This is a genomic window from Chryseobacterium sp. FR048 (genome assembly GCF_056844665.1).
The window spans coordinates 340,954-367,481 of record NZ_JBXDSE010000002.1 but is presented as its reverse complement, the minus strand read 5'-3'; the positions used below and the strand labels follow the sequence as shown (position 1 = coordinate 367,481).

Sequence of the window (26,528 nt, the reverse complement as noted above, 5' to 3'; positions counted from 1 at the left end):
CTTCATTTTCATAGAATTGGAGCCTTTGTTATTTTATATAGGCACAATTAATAGTTTCTTCATTTTAGATTCTCGAATTTTTGATAAATTTACAGAATCTGTCATTTGAAAAACGGTATCCGAAAATGAGGAGCCGGACAAATCGGCAATATTGAAAAAATTAAAAACCTGACCAATGAGCGATTTAGAGAAAAAAAAGTTTCCTATAGGACCGTTTGAAGCTCCGGAGAATATTTGTGACACCACATTGGATGTATACATCAAAGTGATCAAAGATTTTCCCGGAAGACTGAAAAATCTCATTGAACATTTTACGGATGATCAGCTGGATACTCCTTACAGAGAAGGTGGGTGGACGGTAAGACAGCTTGTCAATCATCTCTCAGACAGCCACATCAACAGTCTTATCCGTTTTAAACTGGCACTTACAGAAGATAATCCTACCATTAAACCTTATGATGAAGCAAAATGGGCAGAGCTTCAGGACAGCTTTCATATGCCTGTAAAACCTGCTATGAGGATGCTGAAAGGAACTCACCAAAGATGGGTAACTCTTCTTAAAAGCCTTACAAATAAACAGTTTGAAAGAACATTCCGCCATCCCGAGCATAACAGGAGCTATACGCTTAGAGAAAGTCTTGCATTATACGCCTGGCACTGCAATCATCATTTTGCTCATATTGAAAATCTGAAGAAAGAAAAAGGTTGGTAAAGAAAAGCCTTAATCATCCAATATACTATAAGGAAATCATAGAAAGGATTTCCAGACTGACTCAAAATTCTCCCGGAAAATGGGGGAAGATGAATGTATGTCAGATGCTTACCCATTGTGATCTGGTTCTTCAGGTTGCCCTAAAAAAAATTGAACTCCCTAAGATCAACATCTTTTTTGAGACAATAGGAATCGTTACAAAACTAGAAATGTATGTTTTCAATAACGGAATTCCCAGAAACATGCCTACTTTTCAAAAACTAATCGTTAATTTTGAGTGTGATTTCGATGAATCAAAAACCAATCTACTGAAAACGCTGGAGGAGTTTCGGGAAGCTTGTGATCGCCACAGACTTCCGGACCGCCACAGATTATTCGGGAACATGACTGAAAAAGACTGGGAATTTTTAGAATATAAGCATCTTGATCATCATTTAAAACAGTTTAGTGTATGAGTTTTTTTGATAAAATATTCGGTGGACAGAGTGAATCCCCTGAGCAAAAATCTTTCTGGAAAAAGATAGAATCCGAAGAAGATCTGGCGAAAGCCATTGAGCAGTCTCACCACCATAAAATTGCTGTATTTAAGCACTCTACAAGTTGCTTTATCAGCAGAACGGTATTGAAGAATTTTGAAAAAGAAGTTGAAAATTCGGATCAGCCGCCAGCATTGTATTACTTAGACCTTTTGGCCTACAGACCTATTTCGAATAAAATCGCTGAAGACTTCGGGATCAGACATGAAAGTCCACAGCTGATCGTTATAGAAAACGGAAAGCCTGTAAATAACGCTTCACACCAGGATATTTCTTTAAGCCAGATCGTATCATGAAGAACATCAATAATTATTTAGCCAAAGTTTTGAATGTTCCACTGCAGAACGTGAATACCTGCAGCCTGCATTACGAAGTGAAAAAGATTCCGAAAAATCAGTTTCTTCTGCAGTATGGGGAAATATGCAGACATATATTCTTTGTAGAAAAAGGACTTTTGAAAATGTATTCGATCGATAAGAACGGGAAAGAGCATATCATACAGTTTGCTCCGGAAAGCTGGCTTATTTCTGACCGAAGCAGTCTTTATTTTAATGAAAAATCAATCTACTATATAGAAGCGGTGGAAGATTCGGAAGTGTTGTTTTTGCACCCTGATTTTTTCAATAAACTGGTAGAACAGTTTCCAAACAGTATTGAAAGAAGTGATTTTCTTCTTCAGAAACATATCAGAAGTCTTCAGAACAGGATCAATTCTTTGTTGGGAGAAACAGCAGAGGAAAGGTACATGAAGTTTATCAAAATGTATCCGGATTTATTGCTGAGAGTTCCACAATGGATGATTGCTTCTTATCTGGGGATTACTCCTGAGAGTTTAAGCCGCGTAAGAAAAGAACTGGCAAGAAAAAATTTCGTGCCGGATAATAAATAAAAAAAGGCTGGAAGAGGGAAGCCGAAAGTTCTATTGAATATAAATAGCTTTGGTAAGTATTTATTAAACAATTAATAGATACCGGCTTAAAATATTCAGGACTGCTATAACTTCCGTCTTCCAGCCTCCATCTTCCTTACTTCAGATAAATCTTTTTGGCCAGCTGCCCAACCTGTCTGAGTTTTTCCTGCGTTTCTTCTGACCATGGAAGTCCTATGCAAAGGCGCATACAGTTTTCAAACTGGTTCTGAAAGGTAAACATTCTTCCGGGAGCGATACTTATATTCTGCTTAATGGCCAGGTCATAAAGTTCGGTGGTACGGATCTTTTTATCAAATTCTATCCATATAGAAAGTCCTCCTTGTGGGCGACTGGTCTTTGTCCCCGGTGGAAAAGACTCTGCAATGGTCTGTACATAGTTCTGGTAGTTGCTCTGAAGTGTTTTGCGAAGCTGCTGAAGGTGTTTTTCATACTTTCCTGATTTCAGAAAATTCGCCACGGCCTCATTCACGATCGAAATGGAAGAGGTAGAATGAAGAAGTTTCAGCTTCATGATCTTATCTTTATATTTTCCCGGAGCAATCCAGCCTACACGATACCCCGGAGCCAGTGTTTTGGAAATGGAGCTGCAATACAGTACATTACCATCTTTATCAAAAGATTTACAGCATTTCGGACGGGAAGAGCCAAAATAAAGATCTCCATAGACGTCATCCTCAATCAGCGGAATATTGTTTTCCGATAATATATTCACGATCTCTTTTTTGTTTTCATCCGGCATACAACTACCGAGAGGAGAGTTGAAATTGGGAATTAAAAGACATAGATCAATGTTAGGGATCAGCTTTTTTAAGGCTTCAATTTCTATTCCTGTAGTAGGATGGGTGGGAAGTTCCAGTACTTTTAAGCCCAAACCGTTGGCCAGCTGTAGAATTCCGGGATAACAAGGGCTTTCTATTGCTATGGTATCGCCCGGTTTTCCTAATGCCATAAGACAAAAGGATAGAGCATTCATTCCTCCATTGGTGGTTACCAGGTCCTGTTCTTTAAGATTACCGCCCCATTGAAGAGAACGTACAGCGATCATCCTTCTTAATTTAAGATTTCCCTGAAGTTCTTCATATTCTGTTCCGCCGTCTTTCAGTTCCCGGGTAGCATTTACAATCTCTTTTTTCAGCTTAGCCTGAGGAAGAAGATCTCCGGATGGAATTCCTATTGAGAAGAAGGTAAGGCCTTTCTTACCCATATTTTCGTATATTTTACTGATCAGTTCGTCAGGTTCGTCATTATTGGCGATCAGTGATGGGCGGCTTACTTCAGGGAGCGGAAGCTTTACGGACAGCAGCTGGCTAACAAAATAACCGGACTGAGGTTTAGATTCAACCAAAGACTGAGATTCCAGTTCCAGAAAAACACGCTTGGCGGTATTCATGCTTACCTGATGTTCCTGGCAAAGCATTCTTACTGACGGGAGCTTATCTCCAGCCTTTAAAACTCCGTTTCTGATCTGATTGGCAATACCGTCTGAAATTTCAGTATACAAAAATTCTTTACTCATAATATTGAACTGTGCTCATGCAAATATACAAAACTGATACTGTGTTTATTTATTTTTCCTTTCTAATTTTGAATCGTTCAATTAAAGCTTAAAAAAAATGATGACAGATACAATTTCAAAAGACCAGGCTGTAAGCGGCTGGATCAACGGATTCATAGGAGTATTGCTTTTTAGCGGTTCAATGCCCGCAACCAAACTGGCTGTGATGGAGATGGATCCTATATTTGTAACGATTGCCCGCGCAGTGATTGCGGGAATACTTGCTCTTTCTGTACTTCTCCTATATAAAGAGAAACGTCCTGCCAAAAACCAGTTATTTTCCCTGGTATTGGTGTCAATAGGCTGTGTGATAGGATTTCCGTTATTGTCTTCTCTTGCCCTGCAGTACCTGACGTCAGCTCATTCTATTGTATTTTTGGGAATGCTGCCTTTGGCTACAGCTATTTTTGGGGTATTTCGTGGAGGAGAGCGGCCGCATCCTATATTCTGGTTCTTTTCGGTGATCGGCAGTTTATTGGTCATTGGGTATGCTTTTTCTCAGGGAATTTCAGCGTCTCCTGTTGGAGATATCCTGATGCTTCTGGCAGTAATTCTGTGTGGAATGGGATATGCAGAAGGGGCAAAACTTTCAAAGACGTTGGGCGGATGGCAGGTCATTTCATGGGCACTGGTGATTTCTCTTCCTGTTATGCTTCCTTTACTCTTTATTTATTTCCCTTCCAATCTGGAAACAGTAAGTTTTAAAGGATGGTTCGGGTTAGGATATATTTCTCTATTCAGTATGTTTATTGGTTTTATATTCTGGTACAAAGGCTTGGCACAAGGAGGGATTACTACGGTAGGGCAGCTTCAGCTTTTACAGCCATTTTTTGGATTGGCACTGGCCGCTTATCTTTTACATGAGCCGGTAAGCATGGGAATGCTGGGGGTGACTGTTGGGGTTATCTTATGTGTAGCGGGAACAAAGAAATTTGCGAAATAACCAATAGGGCAGAAATTCTTCCGGAAAAAATTAGGATACAATAAAAAAAGAGCTGTTCAGAGAAAATAATTTCCCGGTTATCAGTTTAAAACCCCGTTCTGCAGGAGTAGAACGGGGTTTTATCATCTAAAAAACGGAGCTTTATTGTTTTAAATTTAATTTTATAGTAATTTTAATAATAAATATTAAATGATAAATTTAAATAAATTAAAACTCTTTAATATTTTTAACGTTGTTTAACAATTAAGATAATCGTTAAGGTTCAATTTTTGCATTCATATTAGATAGTTCCCAATGATATTTTTACTAAGACTAAGAAGAGGAAGAAGAAAACAACCCCCAAAACAATTATTATGGTTATTGACGAAAATATTTTACATTCAGCGGGAGCGGAAGTAAGAAATTATAAGCCTGCAGAAAATATTTTTTGCGAAGGAGAAACCCCACAGTATTATTATCAGATTGTCACAGGAGAAGTGAAACTCAATAATTATAATGAAGAGGGGAAAGAATTTATACAAAACATTCTATCAGAAGGACAAAGCTGTGGAGAGGCTATACTTTTTATAGATAAACCTTATCCTATGAATGCAGAAGCTCTTACTGAATGTAGCATTCTCCGGCTTCATAAATCCAGTTTTTTAAGTTTACTCAATCAGTTTCCAAAACTGTATATGGAAATCAATAATTTTCTTTCTCAACGTCTTTATTATAAATTCGTTATGATGCTGAATATTTCTTCACAGAATCCGTCTATAAGACTCAAAGGACTTATGGATTATCTTAAAAGTTTTCAGGATGATGTAACGCCTTATTCTTTCATGGTTCCCTTAACGAGACAGCAGATGGCCAGCCTTACAGGTCTTTGCGTAGAAACTGCTATAAGAACAATAAAGCATATGGAAAAAGACAAAATTCTCAAAATTGAAAATCGTAAAATTCTATATTAAAGAACAACTTTGCATAAAGAATTTACCAGACAACAGATTGCCAATCTTATGGGATTACGGGTAGAAACAGCGATCCGGACTCTAAAAAGAGGGAAAAGGATGGCTCTTTAACTTTAAGAGACGAAAAATTTTATATTAATATGAATCAACATGATTCAGATCATAAAAAATGAGCTTATTCAGTCGTACATTTGATATATAAGTTTGAATATAGCTTTTAGTAAAGAAATCCAAAAGCAATTCAAGATTTTTCGTCCTATCAAAAACATCACTTCACATCATGCCCGATAAAATTACAGAAACAGACAAGACTTCTGCTGCTCAAAAAATAACAGTAAGAAACACTACCGTGAAAGAGAATGAAACGAAAAACTTACCCTTTCATAAGTTTTTTATAAATGCTCTTAAAGATGTCTATTGTGCTGAAAATGCCACCCTGGAAGTTCTGCAGAAAAAACAGGATGCTGCTAGTTCTGAAGATCTTAAATAAACGTCCGAAGATGATCTCCTCAGGCTATAAAAATACAGACTCTGTTAAAAAAAATATCTGGTTGATGATACCAATTCACATCACTTGAAAAATATAATAATATGGAATTCCAACAGAATCTTCTCGAATATATAAGCAAGTCGCTGATGACTATAGATGAAACCATTTCAATTGCTGAAAGTGTTACATCGGGATGCTTACAACTCGCTTTCTCACAGATGCCTAATGCTTCTATGTTTTATAAAGGTGGGCTCACAGTCTATACATTGCCGGAAAAAATCAAGTTGCTGAAAATCAACAGAATGAAAGCTGAAGAATGCGACTGTGTCTCTGGAAATATCACAGAAATAATGGCTTTAAATGTGGCCAGACTTTTTGAATCTGACTGGTCTATTTCAACTGCAGGCTATTGTACACCCATCCGGAATTCCGGATATAAGATTTTTGCTTATTTCTCATTCTCTTATAAAGGTGAGATCATCCTTACCAAAAAACTGGAACTGCACCCCAAAACTCATTCCCTGAATGCCCAGCTATATTACACGGAGTTTATTTTGGGGTGTTTTAAAAGTGAACTCAACAGGCTTTTAATATTACAATAGATCCAACTAAATAATGAAGTGCTATAAAGTTTATTTTGTCTTCGGTTTTGTTTTCATTACGGCAAAATAGGATGATGTAAAGGCTGAAAGACTTTGATAACCTACTTTATAAGCTACTTCACTTAAAGTATATTTTTTAGTGTCGATCAGTTCGATACTTTTCAAAATTCTTGTCAGCTGGAGGTATTTCTGCAGAGTAATACCAGTTTCATTTTTAAAAATTCTCTGGAGACTTCTTACTGACATCTGAGCCTTATCAGCTAAAGAATCAATATCCAGATTATATTTAAAGTTGGCATTGATCTCATTACATACAGGAATCAGTCTCGCATCTGCCGGAACAGGAATTTCCAGTTTATTGCTCTCTTTACATAAATTGGGAAGGCTTTTTAAAATCGCCTTGAAAAATAGATCCTGCTCTTCATCTTCGGCTAAAGACTTATTCCATTTTGAAGCATATAGCAGCATTTCTTTAAGGACGGGAGGAACGGCAAATACATGAACATCCTGATAAAATTCCTCATCGAAGACAGTTTTAAACAGGAATACCATCAGATTGACCGTTTGAGCCTCTGAGGTGATCTTGTGGGCTTTTCCTGACGGTATCCAGATCACGTGATGCTGAGGGACAATATAGATCTTCTGATCAATATGAAAATACTGGTATCCTTCTTCTACATAAGTAAGCTGTGCCCGGTGATGGATATGTTCATAATCATCATGCTTCCAGTTGTTTTCACACCATACATAGGCTTCTTTTTCTATGGTGTCTACAAACTGGCTTTCCGTTTTTTCAATCAATCCACATTTCATACTGTCGTTTTATATGTATATTTTGGCAAATTTAATAAAAACGCCAATATTAATTTTGTATTATTAAAAGCTGGAGCTTTTTATGTTGTTTAAAGCTGGCGGAAGTATAATAGCAAGCCTGCATCAGAAACGAAATTAATAATATCTATATATCTTATTCAGAATGAAAAAACTATGTTCTTTTTTTGTTTTAATTTTACTCTTAAACACCATCAGCATTATGGCACAAAATAAAGCTAAAATATTGGTTCTTATCCATTCAGATAATGGAGGAACCTACGAACTGGCGAAAGAACTGGCCAAAGGAATTGAAAGCGAAAACAATGCGGTTTCCTCTATCAAATTAGTCAAAGCATCCCAAAACCCGAATCTGAAAAGCATTCCGGTAGCAACCGTAGAAGAATTGACTGCTTATGACGGAATAGCCTTTGGTTCTCCTGTATACTTCGGAAATATCAGCACAGGCATGAGTGAATTTTTATCTAAAACCGTCCAGCTTTGGACCAATCATGGGCTGGAAGGCGTTCCTGCAACGGTCTTCATGTCTGCAGGAAGTGGAGCAGGAAAGGAGCTTGCGCTTCAGGCATTCTGGAACAGTCTTGCGGTACACGGGATGGTATTGGTATCTAACGGAATCCGCGGAACAGAAGAGCTTAACAAAAGTATCCCACAAGGAAATACCGTTTTAGGAGTAACCAGTATGGCTTCTTTAAAAGATGTTGAAAGACCGACAAAAGGAGAAAGAAACATTGCAGAACTTCAAGGGAAAAACTTTGCGAAAGTAGCTCTGGCACTAAAAGATACCCGTCCTAAAAAAGAGACTGTTGTCGTTGAAAACCACCAGAATTTCAACGAGGTTTTAAAACAAAAAAATATTATGCTTCCACAAGTTCCTAAACCTGCTGGAAACTACCAACCATTTGTACGTTCTGGGAATCTGGTATTCATCAACCAGGTAGCTTTAAAAGACGGAAAAATATTCAATCCCGGAAAACTGGGTGTTGACGTCAGTGAACAGCAGGTAAAAGACGCTACCAAAGTAACAATGCTTAACGTACTTTCTGTACTGAAAGAAGCTGTAGGAGGTGATTTGGGGAGAGTAAAGCAATGTGTACAGCTTACGGGGATCTTCAATACAAAAGATGATTACACTAAACATGCTGATCTGATGAATATCGCTTCGGATCTGGCGGTTGAGGTTTTTGGAGAGAAAGGAAAACATGCGAGAGCAACATTTGGGGCTTCATCTGTTCCTGTGAATTCTTCAGTGGAGATCCAAGCCGTTTTTGAAGTGGAATAGATTTCAAAAAATCACGGAATTTTAGAAATACACGCGATCTGTTTTTGCCGCGAATACACGAATGTTTTTGTAGCTATAGCAAAATAGTCACATTGTGGTAAAGCAATCTTAGAATATAAGCTACTAATGATGTTGGAGTTCGCAAAGGCGCAAGAGGAGATTAAAACAGGCTATTTTTAAGGCGCAAAGATTTTATCTGCGATAAAATTGAAGGCTGTTCTTATAATTGCCACGGATGTATGAATAAAAAGAAAAAATTCATGCATTCGTGGCAATTATATTTTTTTCAAGGAGAGATCATGTGGCTTTTTACATAATAAGAGTCTATATTATTTGCCAAATAAGAAAGATAAGTGTAATCAATACAGCTTACAGCTATTTTGATAATTGAGTTATAATTTCAGAAATAACCGGAATACTTTGTTCCAATTGCTCTTCAGAAAGTGCCCCGTAACTTAATCTGAATCCATTGCTGATATTTCTGCTGTACTGCTTCGGATGAATGATCTTAATATTTTTGTCCAGCAGCAAAGCCGTTAGTTTATCCCAATCTAATTTTACTTTAGGAACGATCCAAAAGGCAAGACCACCTTCCGGTAAGGTAAAATCAGCAATCTCTTTCATGTATTTTTTCAAAAGTTCAAATACAAAGTCTCTTTTGTTTCTGTAATGAACAGTGGCTTTCCTGATGTGCTTCTTTACCGCACCTTCTCGGATGAGCTGAAGAACCGCCTGTTCCATAATGACATCTCCATGTACATCTATGATCTTTCTCAGACTTCCTATTTTTTGTAGCAGCGCCTGATCTTTAGTTGCCAGGTATCCAATTCTTAAAGCCGGGGCTACCACTTTACTCAAAGTCCCTATATACACATAATGATTGAGCTCCGGAAAGCTGGACACAGGGAGAATAGGCCGGTATCCGAAATGAAATTCGTTGTCATAATCATCTTCAATAATGGTGATATTATACTGATTGGAAAGCTCTATCAGTTTTAATCTTCTTGCCAAACTTAAAGTAACGGTCGTGGGATATTGTCTGTGAGGGGTAATATATAGAGCTTTTATCGTTTTATATTCTTTTAAAAGCTTTTCTACCGATTCGATACAAATACCTTCGTCATCTACATTTACAGGTAAAAGTGTAGCTCCGGCATATTCAAACGCCTGCCAGGCTGGTTGATAACCTGGATTTTCTATAATAATGTGGTCTCCCGATTTAAGTAAAGTCTGGGCAGTGAGAAACATTCCCATCTGGCTGCCTCGGGTAATGGATATTTCGTTTTCGTTGATCTGCATTCCCCGTTGGTGGTTCAGCATTTGGGAAATCACTTTCCGGAACTCTGTTTCTCCATGCTCGTTTCCGTATCCCATCATCTGCCACTTTGCTTTTATGCTGAAAATCTGTCGATATGCCCTGGCCAATTCCGTGACCGGAGCTATTTTACTGTCCGGATGACCATCATCAAACTGAATCATCATCGTATTGGATAGGATTGATGGGTCCGGAATATCCTGCATCCTGTCCATTCTTTTCTCATGCAGAGAAGGTAACTGGTCAGAGACAAAAATGCCTTTCCGTTCCTTTGAAATTACCCATTCTTCATTGATCAGAACCTGATAGGCTTCTACCACAGTGTTTCTGTTGATCTTCAATGCTGTTGCCAGGTTTCTGCTTCCGGGAAGGGCATCTCCGGTTTTAAGTCTGCCTGAACGAATATCGGCAATAATAGTATCTGCGATCTGCAAATACACGGCTTTGTCAAGATTTTTATCAATCTCAAACTCCAATTTCCAAGGTCGTAACATCTGGACTATCTATTTATGTAAAAACTGAATCATTTTAATGGTCCAAATATAAAATAATTTTGTCATGCAATAAAGCACAGAACAAATTAAATTTTTAAAATCATGGACAAGAAACAATTCAGTTCAAAAGACTTTCACGAGACATTTGCAAGACCAAAGTATGTAAAGCCAAGCCATTTAATTCATAAAAACGTTGAAAATGCAGGAGAGCACAACCAATTTTCTACGGAGAGAAAACATCCTGTATTTTTTGTGGACCTTCCCAGCAAGAATGTCAGCATGACTATTGGCGGATTACTTCCGGGCCAGCAGACCAACAGACACCGCCATACCTACGAAACCGTATTGTTTGTTATTGAAGGTAAAGGCTGGACAGAGGTAGAGGATGAACGTGTGCACTGGGAAGCGGGAGATGCCGTTTACATTCCCTCATGGGCATGGCATAAGCACCAGAATTTAAGTGATACAGAGCCTGCCAAATATATTGCTTGTGAGAATGCTCCTCAGCTGCAGAATTTAGGGGTGGCTTTAAGAGAAGAAGAAGGCAGAGACCTTTAGTATTGTAAATCATTAAGAAGGTTTAATAGAATACAATAGATTTTAGCATCGAAAAACGCTTTATCCTTAACCTCATTTATTCCAAAAGTATATTCAGCTTAATCTTTCTTAATGATTTCCATTTTTTCTAAAATTATTTTAAAATTGTAAACAGAACCAACATGAAAAATGTTCCATTCAAAGGGATCATAGCTTATCCCATCACTCCTTTTGATGAAAATGAAAAAATAGATATTTCCCTTTTCAAACATCTTGTAGAAAGGCTTATCGTATCTGGCAGCCACGGAATAGCCCCACTGGGAAGTACGGGCGTAATGCCCTATTTGTCTGATGAAGAGAAAGAAGCTATTACAGAAGCCACAATAGACCAGGTAAAGGGCAGAGTTCCTACACTGGTGGGAGTTTCAAATCTTACCACAGAAAAAACAATACATCATGCTCAATTTGCAGAAAAAGCAGGAGCAGATGCTGTAATGATCATCCCTATGAGCTATTGGAAGCTTACTGATGATGAAATTGTGGCCCATTATGATGCTGTAGCCCGTAAAATTTCCATTCCGATTATGGCCTACAATAATCCGGCAACCAGTGGAGTAGATATGTCTCCGGCTCTGTTGAAAAGACTTTTGGAAATCCCCAATATTACGATGATCAAGGAAAGTTCAGGAGATATTCAGAGAATGCATTATCTGAGAAGGGAACTGGGAGAAGAGGTCGCTTTCTATAATGGATCCAATCCTTTGGCATTGGGAGCTTTCTGTGCCGGAGCCAGAGGTTGGTGTACCGCAGCTCCCAACCTCATTCCTGATCTTAATATCGGATTATATGAGGCTATTGAAGAAGGTGATCTTGAAAAAGCAAAAGAACTTTTTTACCAACAGTTTGATCTTTTGAAATTCATTGTCAATAAAGGACTTCCAAGAGCTGTCAAAGCCGGGTTGAATATCCTTGGGGAAGAAGGTGGGAATCTCAGAAGTCCTCTGAAACCTCTCCATGAAAAAGAGACCGAAGAATTAAAAAATATTATTAAAAATCTTATGAAATAATCTTATGAAAAAATCCATTTTTTACCACGCTGGCTGCCCGGTGTGCATCAGCACGGAGCATGATATTGTCAGTCTCATAGGTGCAGAGCATGTAGAAATTATCCATCTGGGTAATGATCGAAGTAAAATTGAAGAGGCAGAACGGGCCGGAGTGAAGTCTGTCCCTGCTTTGGTTACTCCCAACGGGAATGTACTTCATATTAATTTCGTAGCATCTATGGAAGATGTGAAAAAATAGGGTATGATTAGTCTTATAAAGACGGCTCACGAAACTGAGTCGTCTTTTGTATGGGTTGGAAAGCTCAAAGACAGAAAACCTAATATTGAAATAGGTGCAGAATTTTATTTAAGATAATTTTCCGTTCTAAAATAAACTGACAGCTAATCGACTTATTTTAGGACGACCTATCAGTTTTATAATTGCCACGATTGCTCGAATTATATTGTTATGAGTAGAGACTCTACAGCAGATATTTTATTCGTGGATTCGTGGCAAAAAAAAATAAGTGTAACACTTGCTGAAGATCTTAGATCTTCTTGCGCCTTAAAATCCCCATAATGTATATAATCCTTTGCGCCTTTGCGATTTCCAACAAATCTACGTCATTTGCAAAATTTAATAGAGCTCAAAAAGCTTAGCAGCATAGAAATAAAAAAGCGCACCCAAAATGGAAGCGCAATATGAAATAGAAAAGGGAATTCTGGCGTACCGTTATTTTGTGCTGTTGAATTCTTTGGATTGACTTTTATTTTCAGCTGATGACATTGATTTTAATGAAAATAAAATTATGGGTTCGCAGATTTTGCAGATGACCAAGGTTCTGTGCTGAAAGTATGAAAGGTTGGAAATCGCAAAGGCGCAAGGATTTTATCTTCGATAAAATTGTATACCGCTGAATATTTCCACGGATGCGGTATGCTGTAAACTCGTCTATAGAATGTTCGCCGTGGTAAAAAGAGAGGAACCTTTTGTCAATTTAACAAGATATAATTTGCATATGCCTTAGAATGCACGAGTAATATTAAAAAATTCGTGCATTCGTGGCTAATAACAACGTGTTTTTATGGTTTTAAATTTTTCAGGGTTTTACCCTTATATTGTAGCATTTCCCTCTACACCATCAGAATTATCCGTTTTATTTCCTGTAATGGCTGAAGCTACAAATTTAAAAAGGCTGACCAATTTTCCTGCCTTTGTATCCCAATAATAAGAATCTTTGGGCTCTACGCGGATAATGGTAACATTGGGATCATCTTTTCCGTCAAACCAGGCTTTTGCCAGAGGAGACCATTTTTCTTCTATGGTCGCTTTATCTTTATAGACGGAAGCTTCTCCATATATGGAAAGATATTGGGCATCACTGTTATTCATAAAGAACAACTGTACTCTGCGGTCTTCTTTTACTTCAAAATTCTTATTGCTGGTTCCGCTGCTGATAAACCATAGGTTTCCGCTGTCATCAGTTTCCTGAAGGGTCATCGGACGTGAATTGACCGGAACTGTTTCCAGGTCTGTACAGAACATACATATTCTTGCACTTTCCGAAAGTTCCTGGATTTTTTTGATCGCTTCGAGATGGGTAAGATTTTTTGTTGACATACTATTTATTATATTTTGGTGATTGGTAACTGAATAATTTTTATTAAAACATTCAAATACCTGACCAAAAGGGAATGAAATGTGGTACCTGTCGCTGATTTTTATAGAAAAAATAAGTTAAAATGTAAAGTGTAGGAAGACGCAGAGACACAAAAAATACCTTCAATGAAAACTGTATGGTTATGGAAAAAATCGAAAAAAAATTGCTACGAATGCACGAATAATATTAAAAATTCGTGTATTCGTAGCAAAAAAAATCATCCTCAAAAAAATCATTATCCATAGTTTTTTTGTAATCTCATATTTGCGGATCATTTTCGGATCAGAAAAGAATTTTGCGTACATTTGAATATGCAGATTTCGCCGCCCAAACATTTGGCGCCTTTCATCAGACACTATCTATTTTTGGAGAATTCCGAAAAGGATTTGAAAAACGTACGCCTATTTACCGATGGCAGTACCGGGCTTATTCTATCTGGTGATATGGATCTGTACTCCTGCATTTCGGGGGACAGAATGCCTCTGGCATTTTTTTATGGGGCTCTGAATGGGTATAAAGACTTTTATTCAAGAGGCAGATTTTCTTTAATAGCTGTCGTATTTCAGCCTTATTTTTTGAATATTCTTTTAAAAGCCTCTGCAAAAGAGATTAAAAACCAGGTGATTTCTACTGAAGAAGTTCTTAAAAGCAGATTACAGCCTTTTCAGGAAAGTCTTTATAATAAAACAGATCCTGCGACGATCATCAACCGTCTTAATGTTTTTTTTACTGAATTTCTAAGCAGGGAAAGCAATTCCGATTATAGTTTTATAACGGCAGTTCAGCAGTACATTCTTCAAAATAAAGGCACTGTAACTTCGAAGGAGCTGGAAAAATTCACAGGATATACGGAAAGGCATCTTGAGCGGAAGTTTGAAAACTATATGGGAGTATCTCCCAAAAAATATAGTAATATCATTCGTCTCCATTATTTCTTAAGCCTTATGAATAAAGGGGCAGGTATTGAAAATATGACCACACTTTCTTATCATGCGGGATATGCAGACCAATCTCACCTGATCAGAGAATTCAAAAACAGTGTAGGGCTGACTCCAAAACAGTATTTAAAAACAGAAAATAAAATGGCTGTCAATTTCATTGAGCTGTAAATCAGAATGTCGGTTTTATACAATTTCCCGACGGTGATCTGATTTAGTTTTGCTGAAAAAAACAATGAATATTAAAATCTCAACAGCACAATTCGAAAATAAAAGCGGCGATAAAGAATATAATCTTTCCGTGATTGAAAAACTGGCAGGTCAGGCTGCTTCTCAAGGCGCTCATGTCATTGCATTTCACGAATGTTCTATCACAGGATATACTTTTGCCAGAAAACTTTCCAAAGAACAGCTGCTCGATATTGCTGAGCTAATTCCTGACGGGGAGAGTATCAAAAAGCTACAGCAGATCGCAGATCGGTATGATATAACAATATTGGCCGGACTTTTTGAAAAAGATGAAGATCAAAACCTATTCAAAGCCTATGTGTGTGTTGATAAAACCGGATTAAAAGCCAAATACAGAAAATTACATCCTTTCATCAATCCTCATCTTACCCCAGGAAATCAATATTGTGTATTTGATATTTTGGGATGGAAATGTGGCATCCTGATTTGCTATGACAACAATATCGTTGAAAATGTAAGGGCAACAAAGCTTCTGGGTGCAGATATTATCTTCATGCCTCATGTTACCATGTGTACGCCTTCTACCAGACCTGGAGCAGGTTTTGTAGATCCTGAACTCTGGAATAACAGGGTAGCAGACCCCACTTCTCTACGTTTGGAATTCAATGGAATGAAAGGCAGAGACTGGTTGATGAAATGGCTTCCTGCAAGAGCTTATGATAACGGAGCGTATATCGTTTTTTCGAATCCTATAGGGATGGATGATGATCAGCTGAAAAACGGATGTTCTATGATTATAGATCCTTTCGGAGATATTATTGCTGAATGTCATTCATTCGAAGATAGTTTTGAATCTGCAGTCATTAGTCCGGAAAAGCTTACTCAGGCTGGTGGATTTAGATATATCAAAGCCCGCAGACCGGATCTTTATAAGGATATTATAGGACAGGAGCATCATGCGGAACAACAGGTGGTATGGATGAATGAGAAGCCAAAATAAATGTATCAATAAAAATTAACTATTATTATTCTGATAATTTAATACAATTTAAATAATTTTTATAATACTATTTTTCATCGGAAATTTGCATTGTCAACATCAACAAAATTATAAGACAATGAATTTTCAGAAAGAAATACAAATCAATACTGCAGCAGGGACCGTTAAAAGCAAAGGGCTTCCTGCTGCATTGTGGGCACTTACCATAAGTGCTTTCGGAATTGGAACTACAGAATTTGTGATCGTAGGACTTCTGCCAACTGTAGCCTCTGATCTAGGGATTACCATTCCATCAGCCGGATTACTGGTAAGTCTTTATGCTATAGGAGTCGCCATAGGTGCTCCGATATTGACTGCATTAACAGGAAAGTTGCCCCGTAAGACGCTTTTGGTTTCCATTATGCTGCTATTTGTCATCGGTAATGGACTGGCATCTATTGCTCCAGGCTTTATTACCCTCGTTCTTGCAAGAATTCTGACAGGGTTTGCGCATGGTGTTTATTTTTCAATCGGATCAACCATTGCAGCATCATTGGTGCCCGAAGAGAAAAGGGCTACCGCTATTTCCATTATGTTTGCCGGACTTACACTGGCGATTGTAACAGGAGTGCCGTTAGGAACTTTTATAGGGCAGCATTTTGGCTGGAGAGCAACATTTATAGGCGTTTCTATCCTTGGAATGATCGGGCTGGTAGCCAGTTTGTTGCTGGTTCCCAATAATTTAAAGAACGGAAAAACAGCTTCATTAAAAAGTCAGTTTAAAGTGTTGGGAAACAAACGTCTGATCTTTGCTTTTCTAATGACTGCTATGGGATATGGCGGAACGTTTGTAGTTTTCACTTATCTGTCTCCAATTTTACAGAAGATTACAGGATTTCAGGAATCTACTGTCACTTTTATCCTGCTTATTTATGGAATTGCCATTGCTTTAGGAAATCTTATCGGTGGGAAAGTGGCCAATAAAAATCCTCTGAAAGCACTTCTGTGGATGTTCGCCGCACAGGGACTGGTTTTGCTTGCTTTTTATTTTACTGTAAGCAGTCCGGTTTTAAGTATCATTACCCTGTTTTTTTTGGGAGCTCTTTCTTTTGCCAGTGTTCCGGGGCTTCAGCTTCTGGTTGTACAAATTGCGGAAAAAGAACTTCCGGGAACTGAAGACGTCGCTTCAGGAATTAATATTGCAGCATTCAATATCGGTATTGCGATTGGGTCTTATGCCGGCGGGATGATTGTAACCTCATCATTAGGGTTGGGAAGTACTCCGTGGATTGGGGCTTTATTCCTGGTTGTTACGGTATTGATTACTGTTTATAGTATTCGTTTGAGTAAAAAAGCAGATTAGTAGCTAATATCACTATTGAAGGTACGATAAAAATTTGATGAGGTGGTTTATGGAGTGTATTAAATTCCATTTCTACCAAATATAGATAAAGCCGAAGTGTTAGATTGAAGTAAGTATATGAAGCAGGCTTTATAATAAGGGCAGATGATTGATCTGCTCTTATTTTTTTATTTGACGCAAAGTTTTATTATTATGCTATTCTATTTTGAGGGGGCAAAGAGGGGAATCAACAAGTTGATTCGACTAAGCGAGAGTATTATGTTGTGTGATTTTTTGAAGATAGAAGTCTTTTGTAATGTCTAATATCACTTCTATATATCAACAACGAAGCTAAGTTCTATGAAATGGTAATGGAGGTAAGTGGAAATGAACTCCAATTCAGACAGAAGGCAAGAATAGAGAAAGCCGGGATCAAGGAAGTGGATAAAATGCAAGAGGAGATCAAGAAAGAAAATCCGGCACCGCCCAAACCAGTAGTTCAGTAAAAAGATTGTAGGAGACATTTGATTGTGGTATTTTTGAAAAAAAATCATAATATGGCCAAGAAAAATTTACCACTTTCAGTATTAAAGGCATTAGAACCATTTGTGGGATTGCAAGGAAAATTGTTTACAATTGAGCATCCTGGCAATAGCCTACTTTTAGTAAAAGATAAAGATCCAAATTCAAAATTTTACTTTACTATTGAAAAATACCAGGTTCGGGATGAGAAAGTCATCTACTCGATAATTTACTCACCAAGAAATGACAAAGAAGTAGGAGCAATGTCTACAACGATAGGAGGGGATAGCCTTACAACTACTTTTAATTCATGGGTTCAATCTTTGGAAAATTACAGCAAAGTAAAATCATTCTTTGATGATCCAATACTTGAATCTTATGAAGAAGAATTCTATACAAACTTTGAATTAGTTGATGAAGATGCCGAAACACGACCTTTCAGGACTACTCAAATTTTACAATTAGATTATCTATTAGAACAAGTAAGTACGAGGCTAATAGAAATGACTGATGACAACAATAGAGAACAGGTCGAGTCTATTATTACAGATATTACTGAAGTAAGGGAAAGCCTGCCAACTAGGTCTCAAAAGTGGATTGCGGAACATGTTTCAAAAATATTTGCAAAGATTGCTAAACAAGGAATAAGTTTCATCAAAGAGTTTTGGGCTGAAGGTAAAAAGGAAATAATAAAAAATATTGTGAAAGGCTTAGTTGAAGCAGGAACAGAATTAATAAATTAAGCAGTAGCCTTCTCTTTGAGAGGGCTTTTTGTTATATTTACCGGAAAACTAATTGGTTTGGCATTTCTGCTATTGTCAGTATAAAATTCAAAAATAACTATGAAATTAATTTTAAAAACCTTTAAGTTTATTGGTCAACTTATTGTGGGAATTCTAGTATTAATATTGCTCTTGGGAATGGGGTACAAATTATTCAGCTCCAAACCTGTTCCACCTGGTAAATTAGTGAATGTTAACGGAACCAATATTCATGTAAGAGCAGAAGGAGAAAAGAAGTCTTTACCTACGGTTATTATTGAATCCGGTGCCCACAGTAATACAGATATGTTGCATTGGGTAGCAGAAGGTTTGAAAAATAATACGAGAGTGATACGCTATGATAGAGATGGAAAATGGTTTAGTGAATCAAGCAATCAAGAGAATAGATCTCCTGAATTTTACGCAAAACAGCTTCATGAATTATTAGAAAAAACTGGCGAAAAACCACCTTATATTCTGATTGGTCATTCTATGGGAGGTCCTTACAGCAGAATTTTCAGAGATCTTTATCCAAATGAAGTTGAAGGCATTGTTTTCATAGACTCAAGCCATCCTGAACAATGGAAGCGGCTAGCTCAAAAGGAATTGGTCCCTAATGGCCAGGCGAGGTTATTAAAAATAGGGTCTATACTTGCCGATTTAGGGATTTGGGGTGTTTATAATAAAATAATCAGTAAGCCCAATTATCAAGGCGATGGTTTACCTCAGGAAGTGTACAGCCGTTCACAATCACTGACCTTTACTTCCGGAGATGTTTTCCGTATGTTTTTAAGAGAGAATAAATTAACGAATGATGTACTGGCTCGGGCAGGTAAATCAAAGAGTTTAGATTCATTACCGCTCTTGGTATTTACTGCTACAGAACAGTATAAAGAATCCCAGAAAAACAGATACAGAAAAGAGGGAATTGATCCTGATAAAGAAGTTAAATTATGGTTTGATATGCAAAAAGAACTAAAAGAACTCTCTTCTAATGGAAAACAGATTGTTATGAATGCAAGCCATGGCAGCATTATTACGAACAAAGCAAATGCTGATGCAGTCAATAAAGAGATTCTTTTATTTGCTGAAAATATTGGAAAGAAAGATTAGACACATAAGTCTCTGAGATACCATTTAAGACCCCAATTAAGGGGCTTTTTTACTGTTTTGACATTTTTCAATTTGCCTGAACAAATATTTCTTATTACAATGCTGTCTAAAGAAACTCAAATCTCATAAATCTCAGCATCTGTAAACACAAAAAATTTACTTTTTTTAGGAAGATTCTTCGTATCCAATCCCGTAAACTTACTAAAAGCAGGAAGCAACAATTGGTTATCACTAAGTGCAAAGCAGGGAAGTCTTATGCTTTTTATGGCAGAATGTAAAACAATTCCCGGATGAATATGCCCTGTGATCTGAAATCCGGATTTGATGGGCTCAAAATCATGAATAAAAGTAAATCCATCAATCTCCAGCAGGTCAGATTTGAAATCCAGACAGAGCTTTTTTTCCAGAGATGCTGAGATCCGGTCGTGATTTCCTTCGACCAGGTAAAATTGCAGATCAGGATATTGGCTTTTCCATGTACAGAATTCATCAACATCCGAATTGTCTCCTGCGTGCAGAAGATCACCCACGACAATAAATTTGTCAGGCTGAAAATATTCGATCAGTGCAGACAATCTTTCCAGATCACTTTTCATGATGTGATTGGACAGTGCAATGCCGTTTTTGCGGAAATGAGCCGTCTTCCCGATATGAAGATCAGAAAGAATCAATGCTTTTCCTTGTTCCCGGAATGCTGCCCGCTGATTGGTCAGGATGAAAATTTCGTTTTGAATGGAGATCTTTTTTGTTGCAATAAACACTTTGAATAATTATGGATTTTGGATTCAGATAGAATGTATTTAATATCAATAATTTTTTATATCATACCTATACTCAGCTCTCTTTTTTGCTTACATGAAAATGTTCATCAAAAATATAGGTGAGGGGAACTCCGGTGGCAATTTCTCTTTCCAGAATTTCATCCGGAGACAGATGTTCCAAATACATGATCAGCGCCCGGAGGCTGTTTCCATGGGCTACAATCAGTACATTTTCGCCTTGTTTCAACAAAGGGAGAATCTGAGCTTCAAAATAAGGAATAACCCGGTTATAAGTATCTTTAAGGCTTTCACCACCCGGAGGAACCACATCATATGATCTGCGCCAGGTATGAACCTGCTCTTCGCCGTATTTCTGCGCTGTTTCAGCTTTATTGAGACCTTCCAGGTGTCCATAGGAGCGCTCATTCAATGCTTTGTCCATAACAACCGGAATATAGGGGTTTCCCGTTTCTTCCAGAATAATGCTAAGGGTATGCTGTGCCCGGATCAGTGCGGAAGTAAAAGCAATATCTATTCTCTCTTTTTTTAAAGCAACTCCTGCCTTTTTTGCTTCTTCAATTCCTGCTTCTGTAATATCAATATCCTGCCAACCTGTAAATCTGTTTTCCAGATTCCAAAGTGACTGTCCGTGACGGACTAAGAATAATTTTGCCATGATTTGAACGTTATTTAATCTTCAGAGAAGATACTCTAAGGTACGGCGATTATTAAACTTTTCAAAGGGTTTTAACATGAAAAAATACAAGTTTTTTATATCCTTTACCCTATGAAATTTCCATTAGTCCTCATTAATTCCTGAAAGCTTGAGCATGTTCCTGATTCTTGCATCCAGACCTTCACTGGAAAGGGTTTGTCTCAGGCTGTCTACTTTTATAGGGAAGCTGAGCGGAGTAAAAGATTTTGAGTACTTCAGAATAATTTCAGATTTTTCAATCCTTTTGAATGCTTCCACCAGTCTCTGTTCCTGAAGCTGCATATTAAAGACTTCGGTATAAGCCTGTTTGATAAGAAAATGATTGGGGTCGTAGTCTTCCAGTACTTTAAAAATAAGTCCTGCTGAGCTTTGTAAAGATTTATTAGACCGCTGTTTACCTGCATAATTCTGAATTACCATTCCTGAAATCACGGCAATATCCCGGAACTTCCGTCTTGCCATTTCTGCAGAGTTGATACTGGCAATCACATCCTGCATCAGCTGGTCACGGGTTAAGATCTTATGTAAGTTTTCTTCATTCAATGGAATTTCTTTATCGCTGAAGAGCTCGAATCCGTAATCATTCATGGCCATGGAAAAGGAAATAGGAGCCAGCTTTGAAATACGATAAGCGATCAAAGCAGCCATTACTTCATGCACGAGCCTTCCTTCAAAAGGATACATAAACAGATGGTAACCTTCGCGGTTTTTGATCATTTCGACCAGAAATTCGTTTTCTTTCGGGATATGGGAATTCGTTTCCTGATTGACTAACAGAGGATGCAGGAATTTCAGTTCTTTTTCGGAAGCTTTCGGGTTTAAGGCATGAGATAATTTTTCTCTTAAAAAGTGTCCAAGATCTGAACTTAAAGGTAACCTTCCTCCAAGATAACTCGGAACAAGTGCCTTGCCTTTTGCCGCTCTTACATACACCGTCATATCTTTGATCATCGCTACTTCAAGGGTGCGTCCGGCCAGAATGAATTTTTCTTCTTTTTTCAGTTTGGAGATAAAATATTCTTCAATCATTCCTATATAACCACCGGAAATAAATTTAACCTTCAGCATGGCATCACTCACAATGACTCCCATATTCATCCGGTGAAGCATGGCAATCTTCCGTGAAGTTACTTTATACAGCCCATCTTCCATAATGACGATCTTATGAAATTCCTCGTAATTCTTTAAAACACTGCCTCCAATGGTCAGAAATTCGAGGATACTTTTCCATTCTTCCACCATCATTTCCTGAAAGGCATATACTTTTTTTATTCTTTCATAGGTTTCATCAGGATAAAAGCCATCTCCAACAGCCAGAGTCATCAGAAACTGAACCAATACGTCAAAACACAAAACCTGAGGTTCTCTGGGTTCTACCACGTTCTGTTTTACCGCTTCCTTTAAAGCTGAGACTTCGATCAGTTCGAGAGAATGGGTAGGTACACAGTAAATTTTGGACGTTTCGAAAGGGGAGTGTCCACTACGGCCTGCACGCTGAAGAAAACGGGCCACTCCTTTTGCTGACCCAATCTGAATAACGGTATCTACTGGTTTAAAATCAATTCCCAGATCTAATGATGAGGTAGAAACCACTGCTTTTAATTTTCCGGAACTTAAATTTTCTTCGATCCATATTCTTAAATGGGCGTCAATAGAACTATGATGAATGGCAATCTGCCCTGCAAAATCCGGATAAGCACTCAATAGAAGCTGGTACCACATTTCACTCTGACTTCTGGTATTGGTAAAAACAATGGTTGATTTTGAATTGAGAATAATTGGCACTACTTTATCTGCCAGTTTATTACCGAGATGGCCTGCCCAGGGCAATATTTCAATTTCATCGGGGAACACTGGGAGTATATCTATTTTCTTATGTTCTTTGGCGGTAATCTTTGCTTTTTTGATGTCATAAGGAATAAGAACCTCCATGGCTTCATCCAGATTTCCGATGGTAGCGGTAATTCCCCAGATCTTTATTTTAGGCATGTACTTTCTAAGCTGCGAAATTCCCAGCTCAACCATAACGCCACGTTTGGATCCCAATAGCTCATGCCATTCATCCACCACTATACATTTCATATCCCGGAAAAAAGACTCATGATTTTTCTGAGCCAGAAGCAAGTGCAGACTTTCCGGCGTTACAACGAGTATTTCAGGCATTTTTCTTACCTGTTGCTGCCTTACTTTCGGATCGGTATCTCCGTTTCTTACCCCTACAGTCCAGTCTAATCCAATTTCATCGATGGCTTCCTGCATGGCTTTGGCAATATCTTTAGAAAGGGATCGGAGTGGGGTGATCCAGATCATTTTCAATCCTTTTTTGTATTGCTCAGGATGATTGAGGAAATCTGAAACCAAAGCCAGAAATACTGAAAATGTTTTCCCAAATCCTGTGGGAGCAATCACCATCCCGCTATATCCATTTTCGAATTTCCGCCATGTATCGATCTGAAACTTAAAAGGAGAGATGCCTTTATCGGTCATCCATTGCTGAATGATTGTAAATCCGTTGGTATGTTCAAAAGCTGCCAAATTACTGTATCAGTTTTTTTATTTCTTCCAGGTGGTCGATGTCATCTACCGTTTTATCTTTCCGCCATCTTACGATTCTCGGAAAACGTAGCGCCACTCCGCTTTTATGACGGTTACTGAGTCCTATTCCTTCAAAGGCGATCTCGAAGACCAGTTCTGCTTTTACTGTTCGCACAGGTCCGAATTTTTCAATTGCGTTTTTGGTAACAAATCTGCTTACTTCCATAATCTCCTTATCCGTAAGCCCTGAGTAGGCTTTTGCAATGGTCACCAGCTGATCTCCATTCTTTACCGCAAAGGTATAATCTGTATAATAGGCACTTCGTCTGCCACTTCCTTTCTGAGCATAGATCAAAACAGCATCAATGGTAAACGGATTGATTTTCCATTTCCACCAGTCACCTTTTTTACGCCCGGAATGGTAAGGCGAATTTTTCTGTTTCAACATCAGTCCTTCGCTGTTTACGGCTCTTGAATTTTCCCTGATGAGGTTCAGTTCGTTCCATTCTTCAAAATCTATACTTTCGGAAAGCTTAATATTCTCCGGAGATTCATTTAATAATAATTCTTCCAATAGAGCCCGCCTTCCTGAAATCGGTTTCTCTCTCAGATCATTATTTTCAAGTTCTAAAAGATCATAAGCAAAGACCTGGATAGGAATTTCGGAAAGCATTTTCTTTGTTAAATTTTTCCTGTTTAATCTTTTCTGTAATTCATTAAAATTTAAAACTTTATCTTCTTTTACCGCAAGTATTTCTCCATCTATGACAAAGTTGCCATTCATTGCTTTTACTGTTTCTGTGATTTCCGGAAACTGTTCCGTAATCAATTCTTCTCCTCTTGACCATATGAAGACTTCATCATTCCTGCGGATGATTTGCCCTCTGATTCCGTCCCATTTATATTCTGCCAGCCATTCACCGGGTTCTCCGAGCTCTTCAAGTTCTTTTTCCAAAGGATAGGCAAGACAGAAAGGATAGGGTTTTGAATTATCCGGGTTGACATTCTCTGCAGAGATCAATTCCTGGAAAGAAACCTCTCCGGGTACCCATTTTCCCATCAGGCTGTGCATCAGCGTGCTGGATTCCTGTCCTGAAAATTTGGTAAGGGCATTGATCAGGGTTTTATCAGAAACACCAATCCGGAAGCTTCCGCCAATTAATTTGTTGAAAATGAGTCTTTCTGTGTAATCCAGACCATCCCATGAATTCAGTACAAATTCTTTTTTTTCGGCTTCTGTTTTATCCTTTAAATCTACAATATCATTCATCCATTGTGATAGACTGCGGTCAATTTTTTGCCGGGGCGGAGGAAGTATCAACGAGAGTGTTTCCCCCAGATCTCCCACGGAAGAATAGCTTTCCTGAAACAACCACAACGGAAGTTTTGTAATTTCCAATGCCCATTCTTTCATATAATTGGTATTGACATTTCTTTTGGGACGTTTTCCCGTAAACAAAGCAATAAACCACAGTTTATCTTCATCAAGAGTTCTTTCAAGATAGTCGATGATAGCATCTATTTTGGCATTGGTCTTATTGGTGGTTTCCAAAGCGTTGATCAAATCTGCAAAATGTCTCATAACTCCGGATTTTGTATGGTTTCTTTTTCTGATGCTTCTTCATCATCTCCAAACAAGGTTTCTACAACATCTGCCCGAACTCCTATTTCATTCAGATATTTTGAAAATATTTCAGTCTGTCCGTGGGTAACATGTACGAGGTCTGCTTCCGTAGCTTTTACAGTCTGTAATAATCCTTTCCAGTCCGCATGATCACTCATTGCAAACCCGGCATCTGCACTTCGCCAACGTCTGGCTCCACGCACCTGCATCCATCCGGAGCAGATCGCTGTTGCAGCTGCTGGAATTTTTTTAATGACATTGCTGTCAAGCAGAGCGGGAGGCACAATCACAATTTTGTGTTCCATTTCTTTGGGATGTTCTCTGAAATCTGCAATCGTATAGTTAGGAAGGTCAATTCCTACGGCCTCGAAAGCTTCGTTCAGTTTTCCGATGGAATTGTGAACATATATTTTTCCTAATCCTTCCACAGCTTTCATGATACGCTGAGCTTTGCCCAGAGAATAGCCTATAAATACAGAAGTTTTATTATCTTCCCGGTTCTTTAATACCCAATTTTGAAGTTTTTTATTCAGATCATCAATTTCCAGCCAATTATAAACGGGTAATCCAAAAGTACTTTCCGTCACAAATTCGTTACATTTTACCAGTTCAAAAGGTGTGCTCAGTCCATCATTCTGTGTTTTATAGTCGCCGGAAATGACGGTTATGTAACCTTTATATTCCAGTTTTATCTGTGCAGAGCCTATAATATGTCCGGCAGGATGAAGCGAAACCTGTACACCATTGATATTGATCTTTTCTCCGTATTCTATACTCTGACATTCAATATCCACTCCGATTCTTTGATGTAAAATAGGTTTTGTAAAATGATGACAAAGGTATTTCTTCATTCCCCAGCGTGCATGGTCAGCGTGTCCGTGGGTAATGATCGCCATATCAACGGGTCTCCAGGGATCTATATAGAATTTTCCCTGCGGGCAGTAGATTCCTTTTTGGGTAAATGTGATTAATTTCAATGGTGTGAGTAATTTATCAGATAAGCTTCAAAAACTTAACCAATTTACGATAAACGGATGATTTTATTTCTATTCTCCTGGGTAATTTACAAATATGTGGTATGATTGATTTATATCGTATCTCTTTATATAAAATAATTAATAATGGTTCTGTAGCAGGTTTGGGCTAAAGCCCATTGATTTTTAT

General features: G+C 38.0%; 28 protein-coding genes. 19 read left to right on the top strand and 9 right to left on the bottom strand.

The window, feature by feature from the left end:
- Positions 1-175 precede the first annotated feature (175 nt).
- Genes AC106K_RS06605 through AC106K_RS06590 form a run of 4 tightly spaced genes read left to right on the top strand, consistent with a single transcriptional unit; the run spans position 176 to position 2,137 of the window.
- Positions 176-712, top strand: coding sequence for a YfiT family bacillithiol transferase (locus AC106K_RS06605; protein WP_482443925.1), 537 nt, complete (start codon positions 176-178; stop codon positions 710-712).
- Entirely contained in the window at positions 706-1,167 is a 462-nt protein-coding gene (locus AC106K_RS06600; protein WP_482443923.1) for a DUF1569 domain-containing protein, read from the top strand. Before AC106K_RS06605 ends, AC106K_RS06600 begins: the two co-directional genes overlap by 7 nt.
- Positions 1,164-1,544, top strand: coding sequence for a bacillithiol system redox-active protein YtxJ (gene ytxJ, locus AC106K_RS06595; RefSeq protein WP_047099258.1), 381 nt, complete (start codon positions 1,164-1,166; stop codon positions 1,542-1,544). The genes AC106K_RS06600 and ytxJ overlap by 4 nt, the downstream gene beginning before the upstream one ends.
- On the top strand, positions 1,541-2,137 hold the full coding sequence (locus tag AC106K_RS06590; RefSeq protein ID WP_047099259.1) for a Crp/Fnr family transcriptional regulator: 597 nt from the start codon (positions 1,541-1,543) through the stop codon (positions 2,135-2,137). The genes ytxJ and AC106K_RS06590 overlap by 4 nt, the downstream gene beginning before the upstream one ends.
- 136 nt (positions 2,138-2,273) lie before the next feature.
- Here AC106K_RS06590 and AC106K_RS06585 read toward each other — a convergent pair whose 3' ends face one another.
- Positions 2,274-3,695, bottom strand: a complete 1,422-nt coding sequence (locus AC106K_RS06585) for an aminotransferase-like domain-containing protein (protein ID WP_482443921.1) — start codon at positions 3,693-3,695, stop codon at positions 2,274-2,276.
- A gap of 97 nt (positions 3,696-3,792) precedes the next feature.
- Here AC106K_RS06585 and AC106K_RS06580 point away from each other — a divergent pair, with 97 nt between their 5' ends.
- The 5 genes from AC106K_RS06580 (at position 3,793) to AC106K_RS06560 (ending at position 6,719) form a co-directional block, all read left to right on the top strand.
- Entirely contained in the window at positions 3,793-4,677 is an 885-nt protein-coding gene (locus tag AC106K_RS06580; protein ID WP_482443920.1) for a DMT family transporter, read from the top strand.
- A gap of 353 nt (positions 4,678-5,030) precedes the next feature.
- Positions 5,031-5,627, top strand: coding sequence for a Crp/Fnr family transcriptional regulator (locus tag AC106K_RS06575; protein ID WP_482443918.1), 597 nt, complete (start codon positions 5,031-5,033; stop codon positions 5,625-5,627).
- Between the two features lie 9 nt (positions 5,628-5,636).
- The gene (locus AC106K_RS06570; protein WP_482443917.1) at positions 5,637-5,738 is read left to right on the top strand and encodes a hypothetical protein; all 102 of its coding nucleotides are present in this window, start codon (positions 5,637-5,639) and stop codon (positions 5,736-5,738) included.
- Positions 5,739-5,907: 169 nt separating this feature from the next.
- Positions 5,908-6,117: a DUF892 family protein gene (locus tag AC106K_RS06565; protein WP_482443915.1), complete on the top strand. Its 210-nt coding sequence runs from the start codon at positions 5,908-5,910 to the stop codon at positions 6,115-6,117.
- 101 nt (positions 6,118-6,218) lie between these two features.
- Positions 6,219-6,719 carry a CinA family protein gene (locus AC106K_RS06560; RefSeq protein ID WP_482443913.1) on the top strand — a complete coding sequence of 167 codons (501 nt, stop codon included), beginning with the start codon at positions 6,219-6,221 and terminating at the stop codon, positions 6,717-6,719.
- Between the two features lie 30 nt (positions 6,720-6,749).
- Here the strand turns inward: AC106K_RS06560 and AC106K_RS06555 are convergent, their stop codons facing one another.
- Complete coding sequence (locus tag AC106K_RS06555) at positions 6,750-7,532, bottom strand: helix-turn-helix domain-containing protein (protein WP_482443912.1); 783 nt, start codon at positions 7,530-7,532, stop codon at positions 6,750-6,752.
- A gap of 163 nt (positions 7,533-7,695) precedes the next feature.
- Here AC106K_RS06555 and AC106K_RS06550 point away from each other — a divergent pair, with 163 nt between their 5' ends.
- Positions 7,696-8,832, top strand: coding sequence for an Atu1372/SO_1960 family protein (locus tag AC106K_RS06550; RefSeq protein WP_482443911.1), 1,137 nt, complete (start codon positions 7,696-7,698; stop codon positions 8,830-8,832).
- A gap of 375 nt (positions 8,833-9,207) precedes the next feature.
- Here AC106K_RS06550 and pdxR read toward each other — a convergent pair whose 3' ends face one another.
- Entirely contained in the window at positions 9,208-10,641 is a 1,434-nt protein-coding gene (gene pdxR, locus AC106K_RS06545; protein WP_482443910.1) for a MocR-like pyridoxine biosynthesis transcription factor PdxR, read from the bottom strand.
- 102 nt (positions 10,642-10,743) lie between these two features.
- On the opposite strand from pdxR, the gene AC106K_RS06540 reads away from it, so the two are divergent.
- From AC106K_RS06540 to AC106K_RS06530, 3 genes are all read left to right on the top strand, one after another.
- The gene (locus tag AC106K_RS06540) at positions 10,744-11,199 is read left to right on the top strand and encodes a cupin domain-containing protein (RefSeq protein ID WP_123842203.1); all 456 of its coding nucleotides are present in this window, start codon (positions 10,744-10,746) and stop codon (positions 11,197-11,199) included.
- 161 nt (positions 11,200-11,360) lie between these two features.
- Entirely contained in the window at positions 11,361-12,245 is an 885-nt protein-coding gene (locus AC106K_RS06535; RefSeq protein WP_482443909.1) for a dihydrodipicolinate synthase family protein, read from the top strand.
- A gap of 4 nt (positions 12,246-12,249) precedes the next feature.
- Positions 12,250-12,483 carry a thioredoxin family protein gene (locus tag AC106K_RS06530; RefSeq protein WP_482443908.1) on the top strand — a complete coding sequence of 78 codons (234 nt, stop codon included), beginning with the start codon at positions 12,250-12,252 and terminating at the stop codon, positions 12,481-12,483.
- An 855-nt stretch (positions 12,484-13,338) separates the two neighbouring features.
- Here the strand turns inward: AC106K_RS06530 and AC106K_RS06525 are convergent.
- A complete protein-coding gene (locus AC106K_RS06525) occupies positions 13,339-13,845 on the bottom strand; it encodes a pyridoxamine 5'-phosphate oxidase family protein (RefSeq protein ID WP_482443907.1) in 507 nt (168 codons plus the stop codon).
- A gap of 351 nt (positions 13,846-14,196) precedes the next feature.
- On the opposite strand from AC106K_RS06525, the gene AC106K_RS06520 reads away from it, so the two are divergent.
- The 6 genes from AC106K_RS06520 (at position 14,197) to AC106K_RS06495 (ending at position 19,729) form a co-directional block, all read left to right on the top strand.
- Complete coding sequence (locus AC106K_RS06520) at positions 14,197-14,994, top strand: DUF6597 domain-containing transcriptional factor (RefSeq protein ID WP_482443906.1); 798 nt, start codon at positions 14,197-14,199, stop codon at positions 14,992-14,994.
- A 64-nt stretch (positions 14,995-15,058) separates the two neighbouring features.
- A complete protein-coding gene (locus tag AC106K_RS06515; RefSeq protein WP_482443905.1) occupies positions 15,059-16,012 on the top strand; it encodes a nitrilase family protein in 954 nt (317 codons plus the stop codon).
- A gap of 118 nt (positions 16,013-16,130) precedes the next feature.
- Positions 16,131-17,354: an MFS transporter gene (locus tag AC106K_RS06510; protein WP_482443903.1), complete on the top strand. Its 1,224-nt coding sequence runs from the start codon at positions 16,131-16,133 to the stop codon at positions 17,352-17,354.
- Positions 17,355-17,698: 344 nt separating this feature from the next.
- Positions 17,699-17,839, top strand: a complete 141-nt coding sequence (locus AC106K_RS06505; protein ID WP_482443901.1) for a hypothetical protein — start codon at positions 17,699-17,701, stop codon at positions 17,837-17,839.
- 51 nt (positions 17,840-17,890) lie between these two features.
- Positions 17,891-18,598 (top strand): hypothetical protein, encoded by a 708-nt coding sequence (locus AC106K_RS06500; protein WP_482443899.1) that lies wholly within the window; start codon positions 17,891-17,893, stop codon positions 18,596-18,598.
- Positions 18,599-18,697: 99 nt separating this feature from the next.
- Positions 18,698-19,729 (top strand): alpha/beta fold hydrolase, encoded by a 1,032-nt coding sequence (locus AC106K_RS06495; protein ID WP_482443897.1) that lies wholly within the window; start codon positions 18,698-18,700, stop codon positions 19,727-19,729.
- 116 nt (positions 19,730-19,845) lie between these two features.
- Here AC106K_RS06495 and pdeM read toward each other — a convergent pair whose 3' ends face one another.
- The 5 genes from pdeM to AC106K_RS06470 form a co-directional block, all read right to left on the bottom strand.
- Complete coding sequence (gene pdeM / locus AC106K_RS06490; RefSeq protein ID WP_482443896.1) at positions 19,846-20,490, bottom strand: ligase-associated DNA damage response endonuclease PdeM; 645 nt, start codon at positions 20,488-20,490, stop codon at positions 19,846-19,848.
- 73 nt (positions 20,491-20,563) lie between these two features.
- Positions 20,564-21,166 carry a 2,3-bisphosphoglycerate-dependent phosphoglycerate mutase gene (locus tag AC106K_RS06485; RefSeq protein ID WP_482443894.1) on the bottom strand — a complete coding sequence of 201 codons (603 nt, stop codon included), beginning with the start codon at positions 21,164-21,166 and terminating at the stop codon, positions 20,564-20,566.
- Between the two features lie 123 nt (positions 21,167-21,289).
- Entirely contained in the window at positions 21,290-23,740 is a 2,451-nt protein-coding gene (locus AC106K_RS06480; protein WP_482443893.1) for a ligase-associated DNA damage response DEXH box helicase, read from the bottom strand.
- Position 23,741: 1 nt separating this feature from the next.
- Positions 23,742-25,322 carry an ATP-dependent DNA ligase gene (locus tag AC106K_RS06475; RefSeq protein ID WP_482443891.1) on the bottom strand — a complete coding sequence of 527 codons (1,581 nt, stop codon included), beginning with the start codon at positions 25,320-25,322 and terminating at the stop codon, positions 23,742-23,744.
- Positions 25,319-26,341, bottom strand: a complete 1,023-nt coding sequence (locus tag AC106K_RS06470; RefSeq protein WP_482443889.1) for a ligase-associated DNA damage response exonuclease — start codon at positions 26,339-26,341, stop codon at positions 25,319-25,321. The genes AC106K_RS06475 and AC106K_RS06470 overlap by 4 nt, the downstream gene beginning before the upstream one ends.
- Between the last annotated feature and the right edge of the window lie 187 nt (positions 26,342-26,528).

What these genes read in the sequence shown, in the direction of transcription:
- AC106K_RS06605 (WP_482443925.1), top strand. Translation starts at nt 176, where the DNA reads ATGAGCGATTTAGAGAAAAAAAAGTTTCCTATAGGACCGTTTGAAGCT.
- ytxJ (WP_047099258.1), top strand. Translation starts at nt 1,164, where the DNA reads ATGAGTTTTTTTGATAAAATATTCGGTGGACAGAGTGAATCCCCTGAG.
- AC106K_RS06590 (WP_047099259.1), top strand. Translation starts at nt 1,541, where the DNA reads ATGAAGAACATCAATAATTATTTAGCCAAAGTTTTGAATGTTCCACTG.
- AC106K_RS06585 (WP_482443921.1), bottom strand. Translation starts at nt 3,695, where the DNA reads ATGAGTAAAGAATTTTTGTATACTGAAATTTCAGACGGTATTGCCAAT.
- AC106K_RS06580 (WP_482443920.1), top strand. Translation starts at nt 3,793, where the DNA reads ATGATGACAGATACAATTTCAAAAGACCAGGCTGTAAGCGGCTGGATC.
- AC106K_RS06575 (WP_482443918.1), top strand. Translation starts at nt 5,031, where the DNA reads ATGGTTATTGACGAAAATATTTTACATTCAGCGGGAGCGGAAGTAAGA.
- AC106K_RS06565 (WP_482443915.1), top strand. Translation starts at nt 5,908, where the DNA reads ATGCCCGATAAAATTACAGAAACAGACAAGACTTCTGCTGCTCAAAAA.
- AC106K_RS06560 (WP_482443913.1), top strand. Translation starts at nt 6,219, where the DNA reads ATGGAATTCCAACAGAATCTTCTCGAATATATAAGCAAGTCGCTGATG.
- AC106K_RS06555 (WP_482443912.1), bottom strand. Translation starts at nt 7,532, where the DNA reads ATGAAATGTGGATTGATTGAAAAAACGGAAAGCCAGTTTGTAGACACC.
- AC106K_RS06550 (WP_482443911.1), top strand. Translation starts at nt 7,696, where the DNA reads ATGAAAAAACTATGTTCTTTTTTTGTTTTAATTTTACTCTTAAACACC.
- pdxR (WP_482443910.1), bottom strand. Translation starts at nt 10,641, where the DNA reads ATGTTACGACCTTGGAAATTGGAGTTTGAGATTGATAAAAATCTTGAC.
- AC106K_RS06540 (WP_123842203.1), top strand. Translation starts at nt 10,744, where the DNA reads ATGGACAAGAAACAATTCAGTTCAAAAGACTTTCACGAGACATTTGCA.
- AC106K_RS06535 (WP_482443909.1), top strand. Translation starts at nt 11,361, where the DNA reads ATGAAAAATGTTCCATTCAAAGGGATCATAGCTTATCCCATCACTCCT.
- AC106K_RS06530 (WP_482443908.1), top strand. Translation starts at nt 12,250, where the DNA reads ATGAAAAAATCCATTTTTTACCACGCTGGCTGCCCGGTGTGCATCAGC.
- AC106K_RS06525 (WP_482443907.1), bottom strand. Translation starts at nt 13,845, where the DNA reads ATGTCAACAAAAAATCTTACCCATCTCGAAGCGATCAAAAAAATCCAG.
- AC106K_RS06520 (WP_482443906.1), top strand. Translation starts at nt 14,197, where the DNA reads ATGCAGATTTCGCCGCCCAAACATTTGGCGCCTTTCATCAGACACTAT.
- AC106K_RS06515 (WP_482443905.1), top strand. Translation starts at nt 15,059, where the DNA reads ATGAATATTAAAATCTCAACAGCACAATTCGAAAATAAAAGCGGCGAT.
- AC106K_RS06510 (WP_482443903.1), top strand. Translation starts at nt 16,131, where the DNA reads ATGAATTTTCAGAAAGAAATACAAATCAATACTGCAGCAGGGACCGTT.
- AC106K_RS06505 (WP_482443901.1), top strand. Translation starts at nt 17,699, where the DNA reads ATGGTAATGGAGGTAAGTGGAAATGAACTCCAATTCAGACAGAAGGCA.
- AC106K_RS06500 (WP_482443899.1), top strand. Translation starts at nt 17,891, where the DNA reads ATGGCCAAGAAAAATTTACCACTTTCAGTATTAAAGGCATTAGAACCA.
- AC106K_RS06495 (WP_482443897.1), top strand. Translation starts at nt 18,698, where the DNA reads ATGAAATTAATTTTAAAAACCTTTAAGTTTATTGGTCAACTTATTGTG.
- AC106K_RS06485 (WP_482443894.1), bottom strand. Translation starts at nt 21,166, where the DNA reads ATGGCAAAATTATTCTTAGTCCGTCACGGACAGTCACTTTGGAATCTG.
- AC106K_RS06475 (WP_482443891.1), bottom strand. Translation starts at nt 25,322, where the DNA reads ATGAGACATTTTGCAGATTTGATCAACGCTTTGGAAACCACCAATAAG.